General features: G+C 39.2%; 23 protein-coding genes, 2 tRNA genes and 1 pseudogene. 15 read left to right on the top strand and 11 right to left on the bottom strand.

Annotated elements, in window-relative coordinates; all coding sequences use genetic code 11:
- The 3 genes from CRYPD_RS04330 to ybeY all read right to left on the bottom strand — a co-directional run.
- On the bottom strand, positions 1–378 hold a 378-nt coding region (locus tag CRYPD_RS04330), incomplete at its 3' end, for a hypothetical protein (RefSeq protein ID WP_138146376.1).
- A complete protein-coding gene (locus CRYPD_RS04325; protein ID WP_138146375.1) occupies positions 365–712 on the bottom strand; it encodes a hypothetical protein in 348 nt (115 codons plus the stop codon). The genes CRYPD_RS04325 and CRYPD_RS04330, both read right to left, overlap by 14 nt.
- 86 nt (positions 713–798) lie before the next feature.
- Positions 799–1239: an rRNA maturation RNase YbeY gene (gene ybeY / locus CRYPD_RS04320; protein WP_138146377.1), complete on the bottom strand. Its 441-nt coding sequence runs from the start codon at positions 1237–1239 to the stop codon at positions 799–801.
- A 53-nt stretch (positions 1240–1292) separates the two neighbouring features.
- Between ybeY and priA the strand changes: the two genes are divergently transcribed.
- On the top strand, positions 1293–3254 hold the full coding sequence (priA, locus tag CRYPD_RS04315) for a replication restart helicase PriA (RefSeq protein ID WP_138146374.1): 1962 nt from the start codon (positions 1293–1295) through the stop codon (positions 3252–3254).
- A gap of 44 nt (positions 3255–3298) precedes the next feature.
- On the opposite strand, the gene bioA is transcribed toward priA, so the two are convergent.
- Both bioA and CRYPD_RS04305 read right to left on the bottom strand, forming a co-directional pair.
- Positions 3299–4534 (bottom strand): adenosylmethionine--8-amino-7-oxononanoate transaminase, encoded by a 1236-nt coding sequence (bioA, locus tag CRYPD_RS04310; RefSeq protein WP_138146373.1) that lies wholly within the window; start codon positions 4532–4534, stop codon positions 3299–3301.
- A gap of 9 nt (positions 4535–4543) precedes the next feature.
- Complete coding sequence (locus tag CRYPD_RS04305) at positions 4544–5212, bottom strand: phosphoglycolate phosphatase (RefSeq protein WP_138146372.1); 669 nt, start codon at positions 5210–5212, stop codon at positions 4544–4546.
- A 63-nt stretch (positions 5213–5275) separates the two neighbouring features.
- On the opposite strand from CRYPD_RS04305, the gene proC reads away from it, so the two are divergent.
- Genes proC through CRYPD_RS04290 form a run of 3 tightly spaced genes read left to right on the top strand, consistent with a single transcriptional unit; the run spans position 5276 to position 7536 of the window.
- Positions 5276–6106: a pyrroline-5-carboxylate reductase gene (gene proC / locus CRYPD_RS04300; protein ID WP_138146371.1), complete on the top strand. Its 831-nt coding sequence runs from the start codon at positions 5276–5278 to the stop codon at positions 6104–6106.
- Positions 6096–6512, top strand: coding sequence for a hypothetical protein (locus tag CRYPD_RS04295; protein WP_138146370.1), 417 nt, complete (start codon positions 6096–6098; stop codon positions 6510–6512). Before proC ends, CRYPD_RS04295 begins: the two co-directional genes overlap by 11 nt.
- Positions 6499–7536: a hypothetical protein gene (locus CRYPD_RS04290; RefSeq protein ID WP_138146369.1), complete on the top strand. Its 1038-nt coding sequence runs from the start codon at positions 6499–6501 to the stop codon at positions 7534–7536. Before CRYPD_RS04295 ends, CRYPD_RS04290 begins: the two co-directional genes overlap by 14 nt.
- Positions 7537–7648: 112 nt before the next feature.
- Here CRYPD_RS04290 and CRYPD_RS04285 read toward each other — a convergent pair whose 3' ends face one another.
- Together CRYPD_RS04285 and CRYPD_RS04280 are read right to left on the bottom strand one after the other, a co-directional pair.
- Positions 7649–7837, bottom strand: a complete 189-nt coding sequence (locus tag CRYPD_RS04285; RefSeq protein ID WP_138146368.1) for a hypothetical protein — start codon at positions 7835–7837, stop codon at positions 7649–7651.
- 450 nt (positions 7838–8287) lie between these two features.
- Positions 8288–9004 (bottom strand): 16S rRNA (uracil(1498)-N(3))-methyltransferase, encoded by a 717-nt coding sequence (locus CRYPD_RS04280; protein WP_138146367.1) that lies wholly within the window; start codon positions 9002–9004, stop codon positions 8288–8290.
- Between the two features lie 34 nt (positions 9005–9038).
- Between CRYPD_RS04280 and CRYPD_RS04275 the strand changes: the two genes are divergently transcribed.
- From CRYPD_RS04275 to cysQ, 11 genes are all read left to right on the top strand, one after another.
- The gene (locus CRYPD_RS04275; RefSeq protein WP_138146366.1) at positions 9039–10262 is read left to right on the top strand and encodes an aminopeptidase P N-terminal domain-containing protein; all 1224 of its coding nucleotides are present in this window, start codon (positions 9039–9041) and stop codon (positions 10260–10262) included.
- Positions 10259–11278 carry an anthranilate phosphoribosyltransferase gene (trpD, locus tag CRYPD_RS04270; protein WP_138146365.1) on the top strand — a complete coding sequence of 340 codons (1020 nt, stop codon included), beginning with the start codon at positions 10259–10261 and terminating at the stop codon, positions 11276–11278. The genes CRYPD_RS04275 and trpD overlap by 4 nt, the downstream gene beginning before the upstream one ends.
- 1 nt (position 11279) lies before the next feature.
- Positions 11280–11825: an oligoribonuclease gene (orn, locus tag CRYPD_RS04265; RefSeq protein ID WP_138146364.1), complete on the top strand. Its 546-nt coding sequence runs from the start codon at positions 11280–11282 to the stop codon at positions 11823–11825.
- Positions 11826–11959: 134 nt separating this feature from the next.
- Positions 11960–12163, top strand: coding sequence for a hypothetical protein (locus tag CRYPD_RS04260; RefSeq protein ID WP_138146363.1), 204 nt, complete (start codon positions 11960–11962; stop codon positions 12161–12163).
- Positions 12156–12686, top strand: a complete 531-nt coding sequence (locus tag CRYPD_RS04255; RefSeq protein ID WP_138146362.1) for a hypothetical protein — start codon at positions 12156–12158, stop codon at positions 12684–12686. Before CRYPD_RS04260 ends, CRYPD_RS04255 begins: the two co-directional genes overlap by 8 nt.
- Positions 12667–13527, top strand: a complete 861-nt coding sequence (gene ispE, locus CRYPD_RS04250) for a 4-(cytidine 5'-diphospho)-2-C-methyl-D-erythritol kinase (RefSeq protein WP_342211697.1) — start codon at positions 12667–12669, stop codon at positions 13525–13527. Before CRYPD_RS04255 ends, ispE begins: the two co-directional genes overlap by 20 nt.
- A 20-nt stretch (positions 13528–13547) precedes the next feature.
- Positions 13548–13622 (top strand) — tRNA-Gln (locus tag CRYPD_RS04245).
- Between the two features lie 176 nt (positions 13623–13798).
- The gene (locus tag CRYPD_RS04240; protein WP_138146360.1) at positions 13799–14755 is read left to right on the top strand and encodes a ribose-phosphate pyrophosphokinase; all 957 of its coding nucleotides are present in this window, start codon (positions 13799–13801) and stop codon (positions 14753–14755) included.
- Positions 14756–14824: 69 nt separating this feature from the next.
- Positions 14825–16636: an RNA polymerase sigma factor RpoD gene (gene rpoD, locus CRYPD_RS04235; protein WP_138146359.1), complete on the top strand. Its 1812-nt coding sequence runs from the start codon at positions 14825–14827 to the stop codon at positions 16634–16636.
- 10 nt (positions 16637–16646) lie between these two features.
- A tRNA-Ile gene (locus CRYPD_RS04230) sits at positions 16647–16723 on the top strand.
- A 180-nt stretch (positions 16724–16903) separates the two neighbouring features.
- The gene (gene cysQ, locus CRYPD_RS04225; protein WP_138146358.1) at positions 16904–17662 is read left to right on the top strand and encodes a 3'(2'),5'-bisphosphate nucleotidase CysQ; all 759 of its coding nucleotides are present in this window, start codon (positions 16904–16906) and stop codon (positions 17660–17662) included.
- 17 nt (positions 17663–17679) lie between these two features.
- Here cysQ and nadC read toward each other — a convergent pair whose 3' ends face one another.
- The 4 genes and pseudogenes from nadC to CRYPD_RS08260 all read right to left on the bottom strand — a co-directional run.
- Entirely contained in the window at positions 17680–18501 is an 822-nt protein-coding gene (gene nadC / locus CRYPD_RS04220; protein WP_138146357.1) for a carboxylating nicotinate-nucleotide diphosphorylase, read from the bottom strand.
- A complete protein-coding gene (gene lpxB, locus CRYPD_RS04215) occupies positions 18494–19585 on the bottom strand; it encodes a lipid-A-disaccharide synthase (RefSeq protein WP_138146356.1) in 1092 nt (363 codons plus the stop codon). The genes nadC and lpxB overlap by 8 nt, the downstream gene beginning before the upstream one ends.
- A gap of 6 nt (positions 19586–19591) precedes the next feature.
- Entirely contained in the window at positions 19592–19894 is a 303-nt protein-coding gene (gene yhbY, locus CRYPD_RS04210) for a ribosome assembly RNA-binding protein YhbY (protein WP_138146355.1), read from the bottom strand.
- A pseudogene (locus CRYPD_RS08260) lies at positions 19891–20133 on the bottom strand (DNA adenine methylase); the annotation flags it as partial. The pseudogene CRYPD_RS08260 and the gene yhbY, both read right to left, overlap by 4 nt.

Raw genomic sequence — 20133 nt, 5'->3', positions numbered from 1 at the left:
AGTTGAACTAAAATGCTCTAAAGTATTAATGAGAGTTGCCAAGTCAGAAGTAGTACTAGTGCCTACAAAAAAACTCATACCACACGATATTTGCACAAAAACGTCATCAACAGCAATTCCTTCATCTAATTGACAGCCTATACTTTCATTCCCCCCTAGAGTAAATCTGAGAAAGTTGCCGCTGGCACCCAAGCGTTGTTTTGCAGTAACAGTAAGTTTATCGTCGTTCGTATTAAGTGTAAGGATGAGAGAAGCCCTTACTTCAGATTGAGCGGGAGATTTTGGTGTGTTACTTACTTCAATTGTATTGACTGCCAAGGCTTTTGAGGTAAACAAAACCAATAAAGCAGTAATGATAAAACGATTAAAAATAGTCATAAGAAACTCCAAGATTAGAGACAAAAGATTGGGTTAAATGGTGTTGACGACAAACTTGGGCGTTTGTCAAAACTGAGGTTGTAGGTTTTTTGTTAAGCCGTGGAAAAGACTTTTGGTATTTAGAGAATCTAGTGCGTATAGACGCAAAAATGGATGCGAAAACACCCTTGCTTTTAGCAAGGGTGTTTTTTTTTAAATTACTGTGCTGTGCTGTGCTGTTATTATAATCTATATTCATAAGTATTGCTGTTATTCCATCAATATTTTTTTGTGGATTTTTAAGTAAAATCCCTTCACTGCGCTTGAAAATAAAGTCTAGTGCTCTATTATTCATTAAAATAACAACAAGTGCAAATATATTTTTATAGCATAATTAAAAATTTGAATGGTTTTTTTAATTCATAATTTATGCAAAGGTCTCTATTGATAAGGATTGCAGATTTTTAATCCGTGCAAAATCTTAATTTCCAAGGCTTCCATTGCTTCCGCTTCGCCCTCTTCAATGTGGTCGTATCCTAATAAGTGCAAAGTTCCATGTACTGCCATGTGTATTAGATGATGGTCGAATGTTTTGTTTTGCGCTTCGGCCTCTTTCCGTACCACTGCACTGCAAATAACCACATCACCTAAAATAGCGGCATTAATTTCTTTGGGTAAATCGCTTGGAAAAGACAGCACATTGGTAGGCTTGTCTTGCTCGCGATAAGTTTTATTTAAATATTGAATCTCAGCAATATCCACAATACGAATTAATAACTCACTCGCCTCAAGGCTTAGGTCGGTAATCATTGACTGTAAAGTATCAATAAGATTTTGCTCATTGATTGACGAATCGTTAACAGGATTTTGAATAACAACCATTACTTGGCATTTAAGAATAAAATGATTTATTTTATCGTATAACGACCAAATTAATGGCAATCCTTGAAGTTGCAATACCTGTCCCACTTACTCAAACTTTTGATTATAAAAGCGAAGTTGAAGTAGCTAAAGGCGTGCGTGTCAAAGTGCCTTTTGGATGCAAGAAAGTCATCGGCATTGTGCTTGCACAAAAAGACAAAAGTAATTTTGAAAAACTTAGGTCTATTGAAGAGGTATTAGACGATACACCGATATTAGACCAGCCAATGCTTGATTTTCTACGCTGGTCGGCACAATATTATCATCACCCAATTGGGGAGGTAATTTCAACCGCACTACCAAAAAACCTACGCATTGGCAAAGATGCCATCATTAAAAAAATCACTGGCTTGCCAAACAAAATTGAGAAGCCCGGCTTCTCAATAACTGAAGAACAGCGAGAGGCAATTGAGAAAATCTCAACTTCGTTAAACAAATATCACGGATTTTTACTCCATGGGGTAACGGGTAGCGGCAAAACCGAAGTGTATCTTCGACTCGCACAAACTGTACTTAACCAAGGCAAACAAGTCTTGGTCTTAGTGCCTGAGATTGGACTCACTCCACAAATGATTGCACGATTTGAGTCAAGATTAAGTGCGTGTATTGTTTCTATTCACTCACAGCTTAATGAAACGCAAAAACTGGATGCTTATTTAATGGCAAAAAATGGCTCTGCTGGCGTGGTGCTTGGTACCCGAAGTGCGATTTTTGCACCGATGCCAAATTTAGGCTTGATTATTATTGACGAAGAGCATGATACTTCTTTCAAACAGCAATCCAGCTTTCGCTATTCTGCCAGAGACTTGTGTTTTGTGCGTGCCAAACAAGCCAATATTCCTGTGATATTAGGCACAGCAACGCCATCACTGGAAATGCTTAAGCAAGTGATGGACAAAAAAATTACCCGCCTTGTCCTTGCCCAACGCGCGGGCAATGCGATCCTACCCAAGATAAATTTGATTGATATGCGCACTGAGACGGGTGTTGCACTCTCAGCGATGTTGGTGGAAAAAATGAGGCAACATTTATCCAACAACAAACAAGTAATGCTATTTATCAACCGTCGTGGCTATGCGCCGGTTTATTTTTGCACAGAATGTAGTTGGAAATCTACCTGCGAGCATTGCGATTCATCAATGATTTATCACCGACATATTAATCGCCTGAAATGCCACCATTGTAACGATGAAAAAATGCCCGAACAAACTTGCCCTGAATGCGGCAAACAATCACTAGAAGTTTTTGGATATGGCACTCAAAGACTAGAAGAAACACTGGGCTCACACTTTGTCAATACCCCAATTATTCGTATTGACCGTGATACCACCCGTCGCAAAAAAGCTTTTGAACAGCATTTAAAACAAATCAATTCTGGCGATCCTTGCATTATTGTCGGCACACAAATGTTGGCCAAGGGGCACGATTTTTCTAATCTAGCAATGGTAGGGGTTTTAGATATTGACGGTGGTTTATTGTCCAGCAATTTCCGTGGTACAGAATACTTGGCACAATTGTTGATTCAAGTGTCGGGGCGTGCTGGTCGAAGTGGCGAACAAGGCGAAGTAACCATCCAAACGCGTTATCCGGATCATCCGATTTTTAACTATGTGTTGTCCAATCGCTATACCCAATTTGCCAGCACCCTACTCAAACAACGTGCACAAGCAAAAATGCCGCCATTTTCTCATCAAGTCCTAATCTGTGCGAATGCCAAAATCAAACAAAATGCAGAAAACTTTTTGCAAGAAATAGCAAACTTGCTAAAAAATATCAAAATGGATTCGGTGGAAATTTGGGGTCCGGTCGCCCCCGTAATGGAAAAGAAAGCCGATTACTACTACTTCAATCTCTATTTACAATCAGATGACAGAAAATCTCTCCACCAAATGCTTGCCACACTCAATCAACACACTCACACACTCACACTTAAAAACAAAGTGCGCTGGTATTTAGACATTGACCCTGTTGAATAAATAACACTTACCCTTCCCTTACAAAGCAGGATAAAAAATAGGTGTTATTTGTTGACGATGGTTTTAATTGCATTGGTAATAATTAACAATTCATTATCGGTAATGATAAACGGCGGCATGGTGTAAAGAAGTTTGCCATAAGGCCGAAGCCAAACACCATTATCAATAAGTTGGTTTTGGGTTTTTTCAACTTCAATGTCATTCACCATTTCTATGATGCCGATAGCGCCCAAAATCCGTACATCAGCCACTTTATCGTGTTGTTTTAGTGGGGATAATTCGCTGTAAAAATGCTTTTCAATACGGGCAATATTGTCTTGCCAAGGAGAATTTAACAGCAACTCAATACTGGCATTTGCTACCGCACAGGCGAGTGGATTAGCCATAAAAGTAGGGCCGTGCATTAATGTGCCAACAGTAGCAGAGACTTTGTCTGTGGTGAGTGTGGCAGCAAGTGTTAGATAGCCACCCGTGAGTGCTTTACCTAGACAGAGGATATCGGGCTTGACATCAACATAATCTAAAGCAAATAACTCGCCCGTCCTGCCAAAACCCGTGGCAATTTCATCCAAAATAAACAAAATATTGTAGCGTTCACAAAGGGTTTTGGCTTTGAGTAAATACTGAGGATTGTAAAGTCGCATTCCGCCTGCGTTTTGTATAACAGGCTCTAAAATCATAGCCGCAATCGCCTTAGAATGTTGTTTTAATGTTGTCTCTAAATCTACTAATGCCTCGTCTACAGATACGACAGATGGGCTTTTAACAAAATATTGCTGAGCCACTGAGCCACTAAATAAATGGTGCATACCATTATCAGGATCACAAACACTCATCGCACCAAAGGTATCACCATGATAACCACCCCGAATGGTGATGAATTTTTGCTTGCTCAATTGGCCTTGATTGTGCCAATATTGCAGTGCCATTTTCAGCGCTACCTCAACAGCAACAGAGCCAGAATCGGTAAAAAAAACCTTGGTTAAATGCTCTGGCGTAATTGCCACCAAGGTTTTTGCCAAATCAATGGCACTTTGATGAGTCAAGCCACCAAACATAATATGCGACATTTTTTCTAGTTGTTCAACTACCGCCTGATTTAAAACAGGATGGTTGTAGCCATGGATTGCACTCCACCACGAACTCATACCATCAATCACGCATTTACCATTGTCTAGATTCAGATAAACACCCTCAACCGACAGCACTTTATGCGATTTTATCGGATTGGGAACTTTGGCATACGGGTGCCAAATATGTTGTTGGTCAAATGTATCCATACGGATGCATTATAGATAATCTTTAAGTTCAGCCATTGAATCAATCACCAAATCGGGATTAGCATCGCCAATATCATCGCCGTGATTATAGCCATAAGACATACAAATAATCTCAAAACCCGCTGCGCGTGAGGCTTTCACATCGCTAATGGAATCACCCAACATCATTGAATCATTTGGCTCAATACCAAAAAACTCAGCCGCATGAAACAAAGGCAATGGGTCGGGTTTTTTCTTAGCCAAAGTATCGCCAGAAACCACCAGCCCAAAATAATCAAAGATACCTAAATCTTTTAAAATTGGCAGGGTGAATTGCTCAGCTTTGTTGGTCACACAGCCCAGCGTATAGCCTTGTGCTTGCATATAATCCAACCCCTCTCTCACGCCCGGATATAGCGATGAGCGACCTGAGGTGTTTTTGGCGTATAAATCCAAAAAAATCGGATAAGCTTTGTCGTAATCGTCTTGATTGGCTGTACCTTCTAACTCGCCTGTAAGTGCTCGTTCCACCAGTTTTGGTACGCCGTTACCGACCCAATGACGCACTTTTGCCTCGCCCCATTTTGCTTTGCCCATTGCCACCATTAGCTCATCAACACAATAAGCCAAGTCTGGCACGCTATCAACCAAAGTGCCATCGACATCAATCATAATCAGTTTTGGGTTAAATTTTTTCATTTTTGTCCTTGTTGTTTATTTAAAAGGTAGAATATGCAACCATATAAGTTTTGAGATATTTTAATGCAAAAAACAACAACAATCGGTTTTATTGGCGCAGGCAATATGGCGTATGCGCTGATTTCTGGCCTGCTTGACAATGGATTTTTGGCGAAAAATATCAAACTCAGTGATACTGATAAAGTTTTATTATCTCAACGAAAGGTACAATTTAACCTTGAAACCTTTACCGATAACACACAATTAGCAGAACAATGCGATGTCATTGTACTGGCAATAAAGCCACAAATAATACCAATCCTTTGCAAGGAAATACAAGCGAATATCGATCACAAACCCTTAATTATTTCTATCGCTGCTGGGATAAAAAGTGGTGATATTAATCGTTGGTTAGGAGGCGGGGCATCAATTATACGCACCATGCCAAATACCCCTGCGCTGATAGGCAAAGGCGCAACAGGTATCATCGCTAACGAAGCTGTCAATAATGAACAAAAAAACTTAGCAGAGCAAATTCTTAACGCTGTTGGTCAGTGTTTTTGGGTGCAAGATGAAGCAATGCTTGACGCTGTTACAGCACTTTCAGGCAGTGGGCCTGCTTATTTCTTTCTAATGATTGAATCAATGTCCAACGCTGGTATTGCACTAGGACTGAACAAACAAACGGCTGAAAAACTCAGCCTCCAAACCGCATTAGGTGCCAGTATGATGGCAGACCAAAGTAGCGATTCCCCGCACGAACTGCGTGCCAAAGTTACCTCAAAAAATGGCACAACACAAGCGGCTATTGAATCTTTTCAAGACCAAAATTTTGAAGTAGTCGTCTCTCATGCTATGCATGCTGCTTTTGATCGTGCTAGAGAAATAGGGTTTGAGCTGGGTGATGATGGATAGCGTAAATGTCAAAATTCAGACATCAAAAATCTATTTAATTTTAAGTATTGCTACTTACCTGCTCGGCTTATTTGTAACTTGGTATTATTTTTACACAATAGCGTTAAGTCTTGGAATAAGCATACTGTTGTCACTATGGCTAATCTATTTTCTGCCAAGAACAGTATGGCTAAGCCACCCAAATTCAATTATTAAAATGGCTTTAAACAAAGATACATTAACCATTGAAAAAAACGACCATTCCACGCAACAATACACTGCATTTTATCCTGCATATCAATCTCGTTTTTTGCTCATTATTGCCGCTGGAACACAATCTGTGGTTATCTTTAAAGATTCATTAGCGCCGCAATCACTCTCGACCCTTAACCGATATTTCAATACTCAGAAAAATGCTAACACCTGAGGACACGCTTAGATTAAATGTGCTAATTTCCACTTGTGTGGCCATTCGTATTGATGTTTATAAATTAGTGGTGGTAGGCTTAACCAAGGACAAAAAAGAGCAAACTATTACCCTAAATCCAACTATTGATAGCAGCAAATATATTCAAGCAGTGCAAAAACTTCTCGTCTCTCAAGTGCTCGGTAGTATGGGTGGCTACCCGTCATACTTAAAACGCTGGTCAAGAATGGGGCAAGTCGGCTCTACTAACTTAAAATCCCTGCTAAAAATCGGCAATATTGAAGCTGTGGTAGCCGTGTCCAATTCCCAAAATTTGAACCACGAAGTGCTTGATTTAGTCTGGTGGTGCGCAACCAACACCGACCAACAAGCAGAAATTGGGCGCTTTCTTCTCACCCGAGATTTTGTCATTAAACACCCTATTGGCAAACAAATTGCCGATTATTTGTTAGAATTTCTACCCTTTACCGATGACACCACGCAACTCATTGATACCACTAATTTATTACTACAAGACGATTTAATTTCGCCACAAGCAAAAGACAGATTATGGAAACAAGGACAAAGAAAGCCCGCTTTTTTGGTGGGATTTATTGAGCGAATGCAGGGCGATTTGCCAAATAATAACAGTACCATGGCATTGGATGAAAGCATTAAAGAACTGGCGTGTGTAAATAGTGAACAAGGGCAAATATTGCTACAAGCCATCGCTCATATTTTAAAAAAAATCAACCAAGAGCATGTTCTATATCGCACTTTAGAAGTACTAGGCAGCTATTTATCACACCCAATGATTCAGCCACTCTCAGACATTGAACAACTTCAAATCCAAGCACAAACCGTCGCCGAGCAATTAGGACTAGAAAGCGAGAAAATCAAAGCCCGATTACTACTCGCAGGCGTAAGTGAACACTTAGTAGTCAGCACAATCTCTGCCCACAGCCTAGCAGGCTCTGCCATTCGCAAAAAACTTATCCATACACTCAATCCTATTCAAAAAGCTCTACAAACCCTCACCACATAATAAGCAAAACAACAAATTTAAAAAATCCACACAAGTATTTTCTTTAATTTACACCCATTCAATTCATATATGCCCTAACTCAGAAGTTTTTTTTTGAAACCTGAGATGTTCGCTATTTAATTGCCGAATTAGTTAATCGAGACCTTTGCATAAATATGGATGATGAACAGAATTCAATTTTTGTCAAATTGAGACCTTTGCATAAATAGGGATGATTAGCAAAATTCAATTTTTGCCAGATTGGTGATTTTATTAAACCTTGTCCTAGCAGGGCTAAGGCTGGGTTTAAAAAAATTACCAAGTTGAGACCACTACATTAACCCAGTGCGACTTAGAGAGTATAAAAAAATAGTGCATTTTTATCCAAAAATGAGGAGAATAGCCAGTTATTTGCCATCCTACAAGGATTGTTGTATAGTTTTTGGGTAAAAAAGTGCTATTTTATGCATTTCATAAGTTGTAATGGATTAATGTAGTGACCTCAAGTTGGTAAAAAGTGGATTTTTGATGATTATTCATATTTATGCAAAGGTCTCATCCTTATTTTTGAATATTAGTTGATTTTCCGCAAAATCAATAATTAATTTTTGTCTATTGTTTAACATTACAGATACATTGTATCAAAAAAATATTTTATTGAATCATTTATTTTTCTTTATTGAATCATTTACTAACAACAAATTATCCAACACATTGAATTAAAAGGATTTTTATTGAATCATTTGTATCAGTGTCGGTGTCAATTACCTTTTTAACTTCCCCATAATAATTGCATATTGGCTATTGCCGCAAGTGAGGCAGTTTCGGTTCTGAGTATGCGAGTGCCTAATAATAATGACTGATAGCCTGCCTGAGTGGCTTGGGTGATTTCTGCCTTGCTCAGTCCGCCTTCGGGACCGATTAAAATGGTTGCCTGAGTAACTGCATCCGTTTTTAATAAAGTTTGTTTGGAACGGTGATGTAAAACAAAGCCGTTCACAATTGGTTGTTGTAAAAAGTCTGTTAAATTAATAGGGGTAACCACTTCTGGTACAACGGAACGAGCCGATTGTTCACAGGCGCTAATCACAATTTTTTGCCAATGAAATTGGCGTTTGGTTAATTTTTCGCCTTTGAGTTTAACCACACAGTACTCGGTCAAAATAGGGATGATTTTATTCACGCCTAATTCTACGGCTTTTTGTATTAAAAAGTCCATTTTCTCACCTTTAGCAACACCTTGTGCTAAGCTGAGGTGGAGTTTTGACTCAGAGGAGTTTGGGATTTTTTCTAAGATTTGAAGTGTGCATTCTTTTTTAGATTGTAGCACTTTAGCGCTATAGTTCATCCCATCGCCATTAAACAAGGTGATGTTTTGCCCTGTTGGAAAGCGCAATACCTTAGCCAAATGATGTGCAGAGAATGCATCTAGTGTCAGCTCCTCTCCCACGAGTAAAGGGATATTTTGATATAAACGCACATTTTTCATAATATTGCTAGGCTCTCACTCTATAATTCTGAAAATGATACCAAAAAATAGAAGAGAGAAATTACTAAGCCAATTTGAAGAAGGGGCTTTGGTAATTGTAAGCACCAATCCAGAACAGTGGCGTAACGGCGATGTGCATTATCCTTTTCGCCCACACAGTGATTTTTGGTATTTAACAGGTTTTACTGAACCTGAGGCGGTGGCGGTTTTCTCAAAAGAAGGTTATAGCATTTTTTTGCGTGACCATAACCCAATGCGTGAGATTTGGGATGGCAAACGATTAGGTGTTGCCAATGCACCACAAACTTTAAACGCAGACTATGCTTATCCTATTAGCGAATTAAAAACACAGTTACCCCAATTGATTGCAAATGCGACTACACTATATTACGACTTCAAGCCTTGTGCATTGGATGATGAAATTATGGCATGCCTAACGACAACTAAAATGCAATCACTGGGGGAATATTTGCACGAAATGCGTTTAATTAAGGACGAAAACGAGATTGCATTAATGCAAAAAGCCGCTGATATTTCCACACAAGCCCACCAACTGGCAATGCAACAAAGTAAAGCAGGGATATTTGAGTATGAAATTGCCAGTATTTTTGATGCGAATTTTAGAAAAAATAATGCCGAACATGCTTATACGCCGATTGTAGCAGGTGGTAAAAACGCCTGTATATTGCATTATATTAAAAATGACCAAATATTAAATGAGGGCGATTTACTACTGATTGATGCTGGTTGTGAAGTTGATGGATACGCCGCAGATATTACCCGCACTTTTCCAGTGAATGGGAGATTCAGTCAAGCACAACGACAAATTTATCAAATTGTATTGGATGCACAATTGGCTGCCATTGAATACATTAAACCGGGAGAAATTGTTACCAAACCTCATCAAATTACGACAAAAATTATTCGACAAGGTTTAATTGAGTTGGGAATTCTGCAAACCGATGGCGATTTATCACAGTTTTATATGCATGGCACAGGGCATTGGCTAGGGCTAGATGTGCACGATGTTGGGCGTTATAAACAGGGCGAACAACATCGGCAATATCAAATAGGTATGGTAACCACAGTTGAACCGGGCATTTATATCCGTAAGAATGATAAAATCAATCCAATTTATTGGGATATTGGCGTGAGAATTGAGGACGATGTGCTGGTTACTGAAGGTGGTAATCGTGTTTTAACCAAAAATTTGGCAAAAACGATTAATGAAATTGAATTACTAATGAGAGAAAAATGAACATACAAGAGGCAATAAAAGCAGTCATTGCAAAACAAGATTTAACCGAAGATGAAATGCATTCAGTAATGAGCGATATTATGACAGGCAAAACGCAAGATGCTCAAATCGGCGGTTTTTTGGTAGGGTTGTCAATCAAAGGGGCGACCGTTACAGAAATTACAGCGGCGGCAAAAGTAATGCGTTCATTGGTATCTGGCGTTACCATTCATAACCCAAAACACTTGGTTGATACTTGTGGCACGGGTGGCGATGGCTTGGGATTGTTTAATATTTCAACCGCTTGTGCCTTTGTTGTGGCGACGGCAGGCGCGCAAGTTGCTAAACATGGCAGCCGTTCTATTTCTTCTAAATCAGGTAGTGCTGATGTCTTAGAAGCGGCAGGTGTTAATTTAGATATGACACCAGAAGCAATTGGCAAAAGCGTAGAAAAAATTGGCATTGGGTTTATGTTTGCACCCGCCCACCATTCAGCAATGAAACACGCCATCGGTGCACGCAAAGCCTTGGCAGTACGCACTATTTTTAATGTCCTAGGGCCACTAACTAACCCAGCAAAAACGCCTTATCAAGTGATGGGAGTTTACGACAAGGCATTGGTTGAGCCGATTGCCAATGTGCTGAAAGATTTAGGCTCTAAGCATGCAATGGTGGTGCATTCTAAAGATGGATTAGACGAAATTTCAATTGCTGACGATACTTTTGTTGCCGAATTGAAAAACGACAAAATTACCACTTATATAATCAATCCAACAGAATTTGGTCTACCCCTTGGCAATTTAAATGACATTAAAGCAGAAGACGCAGACAATTCATTGGCATTGATTCAACAAGCATTAGACGGCAAAAATGGTGCCGCCAAAGATATTATTGCACTTAATGCGGGTGCAGCAATTTATGTATCAGGCGTAGCCGATTCGTTGCCAGCAGGCATCAACAAGGCTATTAAAATTTTAAATAGTGGTGCGGCTCATCAAAAACTTGATGACTTCGTCAAAGAAAGCACAGGATGTTAATATGAATAATAAAGAAACCAACCTAATTTGGATTGATTTAGAAATGACAGGTTTATTGCCAGAAAAAGATGTGATTATTGAAATTGCCACGATTGTGACAGATAAAGATTTAAACATTTTGGCAGAAGGCCCAGCACTTGTTATTCATCAAAATGATGAAATTTTAACAGGTATGGATGAATGGAATACCGAACACCACACCGCCTCTGGACTGGTTAAGCGTGTCAAAGACAGCAATGTTTCTATACAACAAGCTGAACAACAAACCATCGAATTTCTCAAAAAATATATAACTGCTGGCACCTCACCAATGTGTGGCAATACCGTCTGCCAAGATAGGCGTTTTTTATACAACTATATGCCTAAATTAGAAAAGTTTTTCCATTATCGCCATATCGATGTTAGCACACTAAAAGAATTAGCAATGCGCTGGAAACCTGAGGCAAAAATGATTCGTGAGGGAGAATCAGCGCATTTGGCATTGGCTGATATTCGTGATTCTATTGATGAGCTTAAACATTATAGAAGAATTTTTATTAATGTTTAGTTCTTTGGTATAATGACTCGCTTTTTTTTACAATTTAGATATAAATACTCAATATTTTTCTATAAAATTAATAGAGAATAAAAAAACAAACAAAAATAAAATCAACAAACAAAAAAACTAGGAAGGGAAAGAAAATGAATTTACCAACTAAGGAAAGCATTGAATTTGCAAAAAAATCTGCAGAAAAAATTGCCGCTATCAAAATAGAAGCAGAAATTTTTATGGACTTTGATGTAGACTATCAACATACCAATAAAGTTGACAGAGAATTTACGCAAGACTTAATTGAAGGCAAAGATTTATCTGATGCATATATTACAGAGTATATAGATGGCTAAACAAAGCCATATATTACCAACCTATAATCAAGATTACAACATCATTCTCAAGGCAATTATCGAAAGGTTGCCAATTGCTTATTGTAAATGGTCGGTCATTAACAACATTGACGCTTCTAATTACACCGCTATTTTGGATAGCACTCTCAAAGGTTTTAACAAGTATACGCTTGAACATTCTGAGTATATATATGCAGAAACCAAAGAAAAAATTACCGATTATATAAATACATTTGAAGTGGCACCAAAAGGTTCTATTGACGAGTTTAAATTGATATTCTTTTTATCAACTACGCTGGCAGAAAATTTAGAAAGTAAAGGCTTAAAAGTTGTGGCAGAAGTGGTCTTAACGACGATGATTTGGCTATTAGATGTTCGCTTAGAATCAGTTAAAATCCGTAGAAATACACTCACTGAACAAATCATTAAAATGATACACAGAAATTCTGTTGCCAAAGAGACTGGTGAAGTCGGTTTGTATTTGATTTACAAGTGCTTATACAATTCTGCAAAAGACAATTAACAAAATTAACCCTTGGCAATCCCCTGCAAAAATTAACCTATTTTTGCACATCAACTCGAAACGAGCAGATGGTTATCACAACCTACAAACAATTTTCCAATTACTGGATTATTATGATGAACTCAGTTTTGACATTAGGCAAGATGGCGTTATAACACGCATTAGTGGTAACGATGGCGTGCCATTAGAGCAAGATTTAATCATTAAAGCAGCCAAAATACTACAAAAAGCAACAGGCACCAGTTTGGGTGCTAATATTTCTATCATAAAAAATATTCCCACTGGGGGTGGTTTGGGGGGTGGTAGTTCGAATGCGGCAACGACATTAATTGCACTTAATCAATTATGGAACACACAATACTCAACTCAACAATTAGCGGAAATCGGCTTAGCACTGGGTGCTGATGTGCCTATTTTTATTGCTGGACATAGTGCTTGGGCGGAAGGTGTAGGGGAAATTTTGACACCCATAAACTTGCCAAAACACTATTTTTTAGTGGTCTCTATTGACAAACATATTTCAACCAAAGAAATTTTCTTGCATAAAGCATTGACAATGACCCCCATAGTAGGGAAAATACACCCTTTCTCAAAACTAATCAATCCACACAATGATTGTCTTGAGGCTGCCATGCAGTTGGAAAGTGAAATTTTAGAAGTGTTAACGCATTTAAGATCATCCAAAAACCACTTATACCAGCCGAGAATGACAGGCTCAGGAAGTTGTGTTTTTGCGGAGTTTAAAGATGAGAAAGATGCTTTGGTAGCATTTAATAATCTACCAAGCAAATGGTCGGGTTTTGTAGCGCAAGCACTCAATACCTCGCCGTTATTAACTTAATAGTTAATAACAAACTTAATTGGGCTGTCGCCAAGCGGTAAGGCAACGGGTTTTGATCCCGTCATGCGCAGGTTCAAATCCTGCCAGCCCAGCCAATTTACTTTTTTTTTCACTGAGTTTTTCCTCCTGCGGTGTTAAATTTTCAAAATACTCGGTTATGTAGCTCACCCTACACGCCCTCGTGTTTTTAAAATTTACCTGGCAGAAGAAAAAAATACTTTGCAGAAAAATACTTGTATAATTTAAACCCTTTAATAGTTAACCAATCTCTATGTCACTTGATACAATTAAAATTTTTAGTGGCAATGCTAATCCATTGCTCTCTGATGAGATTATTTCAAGCCTCAATGTTGCGCAAGGAAAGGCGATAGTAGGTCAGTTTAGCGATGGAGAATCGCAGGTTGAAATCTTAGAAAATGTACGTGGTTGTGATGTGTTTGTTTTGCAACCTACTTGTGGTCCATCACCGGCAGAAACCTTGATGGAATTATTGGTTATAGTTGATGCTTTAAAACGCTCTTCTGCTGCTCGTATTACTGCTGTTGTGCCATATTTTGGCTATTCCAGACAAGACCGCCGATCTCGCTTAACACGAGTGCCCATTACCGCAAAATTAGCCGCCAAAATGGTTGAAGCATCTGGTGTTGATAGAATTTTAACCATTGATTTGCACGCCGATCAAATTCAGGGGTTTTTTGATATTCCCATTGACAATATTTACGCACAACCCGTACTGGTTGATGATATTTTGTCTCAAAATTATAACAACATTGTCGTCGTATCGCCCGATGTTGGTGGTGTTGTGCGTGCGCGTGCTGCTGCTAAAAAACTCAATGACGCCGACCTTGCAATTATTGACAAACGCCGTCCAGCACCCAATATGGTAAAAATCATGAATGTAATTGGTGATATTGAAGGTAGAACCTGCATACTTATTGACGATATGGTAGATACCGCTGGGACACTCTGTCAAGCAGCTGACATCTTAAAAGAAAAAGGTGCCAAAAAAGTGGTGGCTTATGCCACGCACGCTGTTTTATCTGGCAATGCTATTAGTAACATTACTAACTCTGCACTTGATGAATTGGTCATCACTAATACCATTCCTTTAACGCAAACAGCGATTAAATGTGGCAAAATTAGACAATTGTCCATCGCACCAAAATTAGCAGAAGTGATTAAACGCATTAGCGCAGAGCAATCTATTAGTGCAATTTTTTCTGACTAGTCAAAAACCTATTCAAGGCGGCGATTTATGTATAATTGCCTCTTTGAAATTTCGTAACACAATTAACTTATGAAAAATACAACAAAAGCACATAAGCAAACCTTAGAAAAACTCATCATGATTGGCAAGGAAAAAGGTTATTTAACCTATTCTGAGCTGAATGACTTGCTACCAAAGGATTTGCTAACGCAAGAGCAAATCGAACCGATTGTTACCATTTTAGAAGAATTGGATATTATTATTTCCGATACTATTCCTGATGCAGACACCTTGGTGGTAGAATCAGGCGCTAAAGCGCAATCAACTTCTGCAGAAGCAGCCATTGCCGCATTAGCAGCGCTAGATTCAGAATTCGGCAGAACCACCGATCCAGTGAGAATGTATATGCGTGAAATGGGCATAGTGGATCTGTTAGAGCAAGAAGATGAGATTCGCATTGCCAAAGAAATTGAGGCGGGTGTGTTTGAGATTATGCAAGCGATTACACTTTACCCAGCCATTACCAAGCACTTTTTCAAGGCGCACATACGACTTGAAGAGGGAAAATGTAAAATTACCGATGTTATTATTGGCTATCAAGGCGATGCAGAAGATTTTTCCAAGAAAAAAGCATCATTTGATGCAGGCGAATTTGACGATGACGAAGAATACGAAGAAATGGAAGAAATGGAATACACTGGTCCAGACGAGGATCAAGTATATGTGCGCTTTGATAAAGTTTTAAAATCATCTAAAACCTATCAAAATGCCAATAAAAAACACGGCTTCCGTGACAAAAAAACCATTACTGCACGCAAAAAACTATCAATCAACTTATCAGACTTGCGTCTAGCACCAAAATTAGTCACCGCAATGGTAGAAACCATTTGTGATCGCGTTGAGGAAATCAAAAAACAAGAAAAAATAGTGCAAAGTGCTTGCTTATACGCTGGCATGGAAAGAGCACAATTCTTTGAATTATTTACCAATAATGAAACCAACTTTGACTGGTTGGAAGCAGCCACATTAGATCAAAAAGTCGTAGATGCTTTGGCTGGCAGCAAAGATGAGATTTATTACGCACAAAAAAACCTTTGCGACCACGAAGAAGAAATGCAACTTACCATTATTGAATTAAAAGCACTAAACAAACTTTATCGCCGTGGTGACCGCCATGCCAAAAAAGCAAAAGCACAAATGATTGAAGCAAACTTGCGTTTGGTTATCTCAATCGCCAAAAAATACGCCAACCGTGGTTTGCAATTCTTAGATCTTATTCAAGAAGGCAATGTTGGCTTAATGAAAGCGGTTGATAAATTTGAATATCGCCGTGGTTACAAGTTCTCAACCTATGCAACTTGGTGGATTCGCCAAGCTATTACCCGCTCAATTGCCGACCAAGCACGCACCATCCGTATTCCAGTGCATATGATTGAAACCATCAACAAACTCAATCGCGTAAAACGCCAATTATTACAAAAATACGGTCGTGAAGCGACACCTGAAGAATTGGCAGTAGAGATGGAATTACCAGAATACAAAATTATTAAGATTTTGAAAATCGCCAAAGAGCCTTTATCCATGGAAACACCAGTAGGTGATGACGAAGATTCTAATATTGGTGATTTTATTGAAGACACCAGTCTCTCTTCACCCGTAGAAATTACCACCAAAGAAAGCCTAAGAGAAACAACAGGTGAGTTACTTGCTAACCTCTCATCTAGAGAGGAAAAAGTATTAAAAATGCGCTTTGGTATTGATATGAATACCGACCACACGCTGGAAGAAGTGGGTCGTCAATTTGATGTAACGCGAGAGCGCATTCGTCAAATTGAAGCAAAAGCATTGCGCAAACTTAGACACCCTTCTAGAGCGCACAAATTGCAAAGTTTCCTGGAATAAATTTTTTTTCGGGCCTATAGCTCAGTTGGTTAGAGCAATCGACTCATAATCGATTGGTCCTTGGTTCAAGTCCAAGTAGGCCCACCATTTTTAAAACCATACCGTCTTTTCCTTCCTTATTGTGTCGGATTTTTCGTGTGTGTAGTCATATAGTTACCCACGCTATGTCTTGCAAAGAGGGTAATTTACCAACCTTTCTGAAAAAAAAAGACTCTCATAGTAACCTCCCTTTGTATCAATTTGGAAGAAACAAGGTATGATAGTCACATGATTTTTAGCAAAATTCTTCCTCAGTTAATCAAACTAGCCACCGATGTTGGTGAAGAGATTTTATCGTGTTATGAAAATGACCTTAAAATTACACTCAAGACAGATGAAACACCGTTCACGATTGCTGATAAAAACGCCCACCAATCTATTATTGAGACTTTATCTCACTTAACACCAAACACGCCAATTTTATCCGAAGAATCTGACGCTATTACATTTGAGGAACGTTCAAAATGGGACGAATATTGGCTGATTGACCCATTAGATGGTACACGAGACTTCATAGAAAAAACGGGGGAGTTTTGCATTTGTATTGCCTATATTAAAAATCATCAAGTGATTTTTGGATTGGTTTATGCGCCGCTCACTCACACGCATTATTACGGCTTTGATAACCAGGCTTATCAATACCGAAATAACACCAAAACACGCCTCAATGCACTCGTAGCAGCACAGCCACTACGCGTGGTTACTGGACATTATTCAGCACACAACCCGCAATTGCAAACACATCTGAAACAACTTGGTAAACACAAAACCTCTTGCCTAGGCAGTGCGCTGAAATTTTGTAAAATTGCCGAAGGTGAATACGACTATTATCCTAGATTTGGCCCTTGCTCTGAGTGGGATACGGCTGCAGGCACTTGTATTTTACAAAACGCAGGTGGCTCAGTAGTTGATAAAAACGGCAACCCACTCAGATACAATACCAAAGATGATTTGCTATCCCCCATTTTCTTCGCTTCAGGCAAATAACTGAGAAGCCCGGCTTCTCAGTTAAGAAGTCTTAATGATAAATCAACTGCTTGGATATTTTTAGTAATAGCGCCAATAGAAATATAATTAACACCTGTTTCAGCTACTGCCGCAATCGTCTTCTCATCAATATTGCCAGAAGCCTCTAAAGGCAATTTGTTGTTCGCCAATGCCACAGCTTGAGTCAAATCAGCAATGGAAAAATTATCACAAAGCGCTCTGTTAATGCCCACCAAACCCAATGTTTCGCCGAGTTGTGTTAAGTCTTCCACTTCGACAATTAACGGCAAATCTGGGTATTGAACAATGGCCAAGTGAACAGCATTTTTGATTGACCCTGCGGCAATAATATGATTTTCTTTAAGCATAATGCAATCATACAATCCCATGCGATGATTTACGCCACCACCGCATTTAACCGCTTGTTTTTGCGGCAATCTTAGCCCAGGAATGGTCTTTCTGGTGTCTAAAAGTTGGGCGTTGGTATGTGCAATTTTGCCCACCAAATACTGGGTTTGCGTTGCTACAGCACTGAGTGTTTGCAAAAAATTAAGTGCCACTCTTTCTGCACTGATAATCGCCCTAGAAGTACCCGATAAAGTGCATAAAACCTGATTTTTCTGAATGTTGTCGCCATCACTCAGCTGCCACTCAATTTGAATCTTATCATCCAATGCTAAAAAGGCAGTTTGTGCATATTCGATACCACAGATAACTGCCGATTCTCTAGCAATAATCTGCGCCGATAGTGTCTTATCATCCAGCAAACTGGCAGACACATCGCCCGTGCCAATATCCTCATTTAACGCCAAAGCAACAATATCACTTATCTTATTCATTGATAAATTCACCAATAAGTCGCGCCGATTCTTCGCTGGCATTTAGAGTGAGCTGCTGATGAATCTTTTTAAATTCTGCAACTAAATTTTGCCCATTGCCATTTAAAATCTCCATCGCATATTGGGCAATATTTTCCCCATTCGCATCCCCTTGAATAAGCTCTGGTACTAAGGATTTATTGGCAATAATATTGGGCAAACTAACCCACTTGATTTTGACCAATCTAGAGGCAATAAAATAACTAAACGCTGATAATTTATACACCACCACCATCGGTACACCAATCAACGCCAGCTCTAAAGTAGCCGTGCCGCTAGCCACCAACACCAAATCCACCTGTGGCATTCGCTGATGCGCATCGCCCACAGAAATACACACATTTGCATCAGTAGCCAGTGGCTTCGCCCACGCAAGCAGTTCATCGTTTGCTAATACCACATGGAATTTTAACTGCGGGTCTTGCTGCACCATTATTTGTGCTGCTGCCAGCAATTCAGGCAATAATCTGGTTACTTCACTCACTCGTGATCCGGGCATGAGTAGAATGGTTTTGGTGCTTTGATAGCCTTCTCTAGGGTGCAGCGTTTCTGCCAAAGGATGCCCAACAAAAACAGCTCGCTGCTTATGTTTTTGATAAAAATCCACCTCAAAAGGAAACAAGCACAGCACCAAATCAGTTGATTTTTTGATTTTCTTAATTCTCGATTGCCGCCACGCCCACACCGAAGGCGAGATAAAATGCACGGTTTTAACGCCCTGCTGTTTGAGTTTTTTCTCAATCACAAAATTAAAATCAGGACCATCCACACCAATAAAAACATCAGGTTTGTTAGCACAAAAATAATCAATCATAGTTTTGCGTAATCGCAATAGAGAAGGCAGCTTTTTCAACACCTCGCTAAAGCCCATGACATTCACTTGCTTCTGATCCCACAGCTGCGTGCAACCAGCTTTCACCATCTCATCGCCAGCCAGCCCCTCAATTTGCACAGTGACATTCTGCGCTTTTAACGCAGCCACCAGCTTAGAGCCGATTAAATCCCCTGAAGTTTCAGCGGCACTAATGGCAATCTTTACTGTCATTAGGTGTTATTTTCTAGGCAAGATAATTTGCGGCTCTTCGTCAAATGCCCGATAAATCACCATCACATTGCCAATTACTTGCACTAAATGTGCCTTAGTCGTGGTAATAATCTTATCAATCATTACCTGCCCACTTTGCTTATCTTCTGCACGAATTTTGATTTTTAACAATTCGTGTTTGGTCATTGTCGATGCCAGTTCAGCCACCACCGCCTCACTCAGTCCATGTTGCCCGACCATCACCACAGGTTTTAAACCGTGTCCACGAGCGCGTAAGAATTTTTTTTGATTGTTGGTTAGTTTTTTCATTGTTTTCCTAAAATATACAAATATTCAGTTGTTTTATTTGTTTTATTAAATCGATTACTGTCCGCCTTGAATCTTTGATATTCTGTTGTGGTTAAATCATACCTGCCATATTTTTGCATAATATTTTTAATTAAATTTTCAAAACTCTCAGCTACTTCTGATTTTTTGCAATACTGTGAGCAATTATACGCTCTCAACCCAGTTTTTCCCTTTGGAATAAAATCATCATACTTGGTAAT

Source organism: Bathymodiolus heckerae thiotrophic gill symbiont (assembly GCF_900180345.1).
Lineage (GTDB): Bacteria > Pseudomonadota > Gammaproteobacteria > PS1 > Pseudothioglobaceae > Thiodubiliella.
Note: the sequence above shows the minus strand (reverse complement) of the source record. Positions and strands in the feature narration are given on the sequence as shown.

Coding starts and splice junctions, on each gene's coding strand:
- CRYPD_RS04280 (WP_138146367.1), bottom strand. CDS start 9,004: ATGAAAAATGTGCGTTTATATCAAAATATCCCTTTACTCGTGGGAGAG.
- CRYPD_RS04290 (WP_138146369.1), top strand. CDS start 6,499: ATGCTAACACCTGAGGACACGCTTAGATTAAATGTGCTAATTTCCACT.
- orn (WP_138146364.1), top strand. CDS start 11,280: ATGAATAATAAAGAAACCAACCTAATTTGGATTGATTTAGAAATGACA.
- CRYPD_RS04260 (WP_138146363.1), top strand. CDS start 11,960: ATGAATTTACCAACTAAGGAAAGCATTGAATTTGCAAAAAAATCTGCA.
- bioA (WP_138146373.1), bottom strand. CDS start 4,534: ATGGATACATTTGACCAACAACATATTTGGCACCCGTATGCCAAAGTT.
- ybeY (WP_138146377.1), bottom strand. CDS start 1,239: ATGGTTGTTATTCAAAATCCTGTTAACGATTCGTCAATCAATGAGCAA.
- trpD (WP_138146365.1), top strand. CDS start 10,259: ATGAACATACAAGAGGCAATAAAAGCAGTCATTGCAAAACAAGATTTA.
- CRYPD_RS04305 (WP_138146372.1), bottom strand. CDS start 5,212: ATGAAAAAATTTAACCCAAAACTGATTATGATTGATGTCGATGGCACT.
- CRYPD_RS04295 (WP_138146370.1), top strand. CDS start 6,096: ATGATGGATAGCGTAAATGTCAAAATTCAGACATCAAAAATCTATTTA.
- CRYPD_RS04325 (WP_138146375.1), bottom strand. CDS start 712: ATGAATAATAGAGCACTAGACTTTATTTTCAAGCGCAGTGAAGGGATT.
- CRYPD_RS04240 (WP_138146360.1), top strand. CDS start 13,799: ATGTCACTTGATACAATTAAAATTTTTAGTGGCAATGCTAATCCATTG.
- nadC (WP_138146357.1), bottom strand. CDS start 18,501: ATGAATAAGATAAGTGATATTGTTGCTTTGGCGTTAAATGAGGATATT.
- priA (WP_138146374.1), top strand. CDS start 1,293: ATGGCAATCCTTGAAGTTGCAATACCTGTCCCACTTACTCAAACTTTT.
- cysQ (WP_138146358.1), top strand. CDS start 16,904: ATGATTTTTAGCAAAATTCTTCCTCAGTTAATCAAACTAGCCACCGAT.
- CRYPD_RS04275 (WP_138146366.1), top strand. CDS start 9,039: ATGATACCAAAAAATAGAAGAGAGAAATTACTAAGCCAATTTGAAGAA.
- CRYPD_RS04255 (WP_138146362.1), top strand. CDS start 12,156: ATGGCTAAACAAAGCCATATATTACCAACCTATAATCAAGATTACAAC.
- proC (WP_138146371.1), top strand. CDS start 5,276: ATGCAAAAAACAACAACAATCGGTTTTATTGGCGCAGGCAATATGGCG.
- rpoD (WP_138146359.1), top strand. CDS start 14,825: ATGAAAAATACAACAAAAGCACATAAGCAAACCTTAGAAAAACTCATC.
- yhbY (WP_138146355.1), bottom strand. CDS start 19,894: ATGAAAAAACTAACCAACAATCAAAAAAAATTCTTACGCGCTCGTGGA.
- lpxB (WP_138146356.1), bottom strand. CDS start 19,585: ATGACAGTAAAGATTGCCATTAGTGCCGCTGAAACTTCAGGGGATTTA.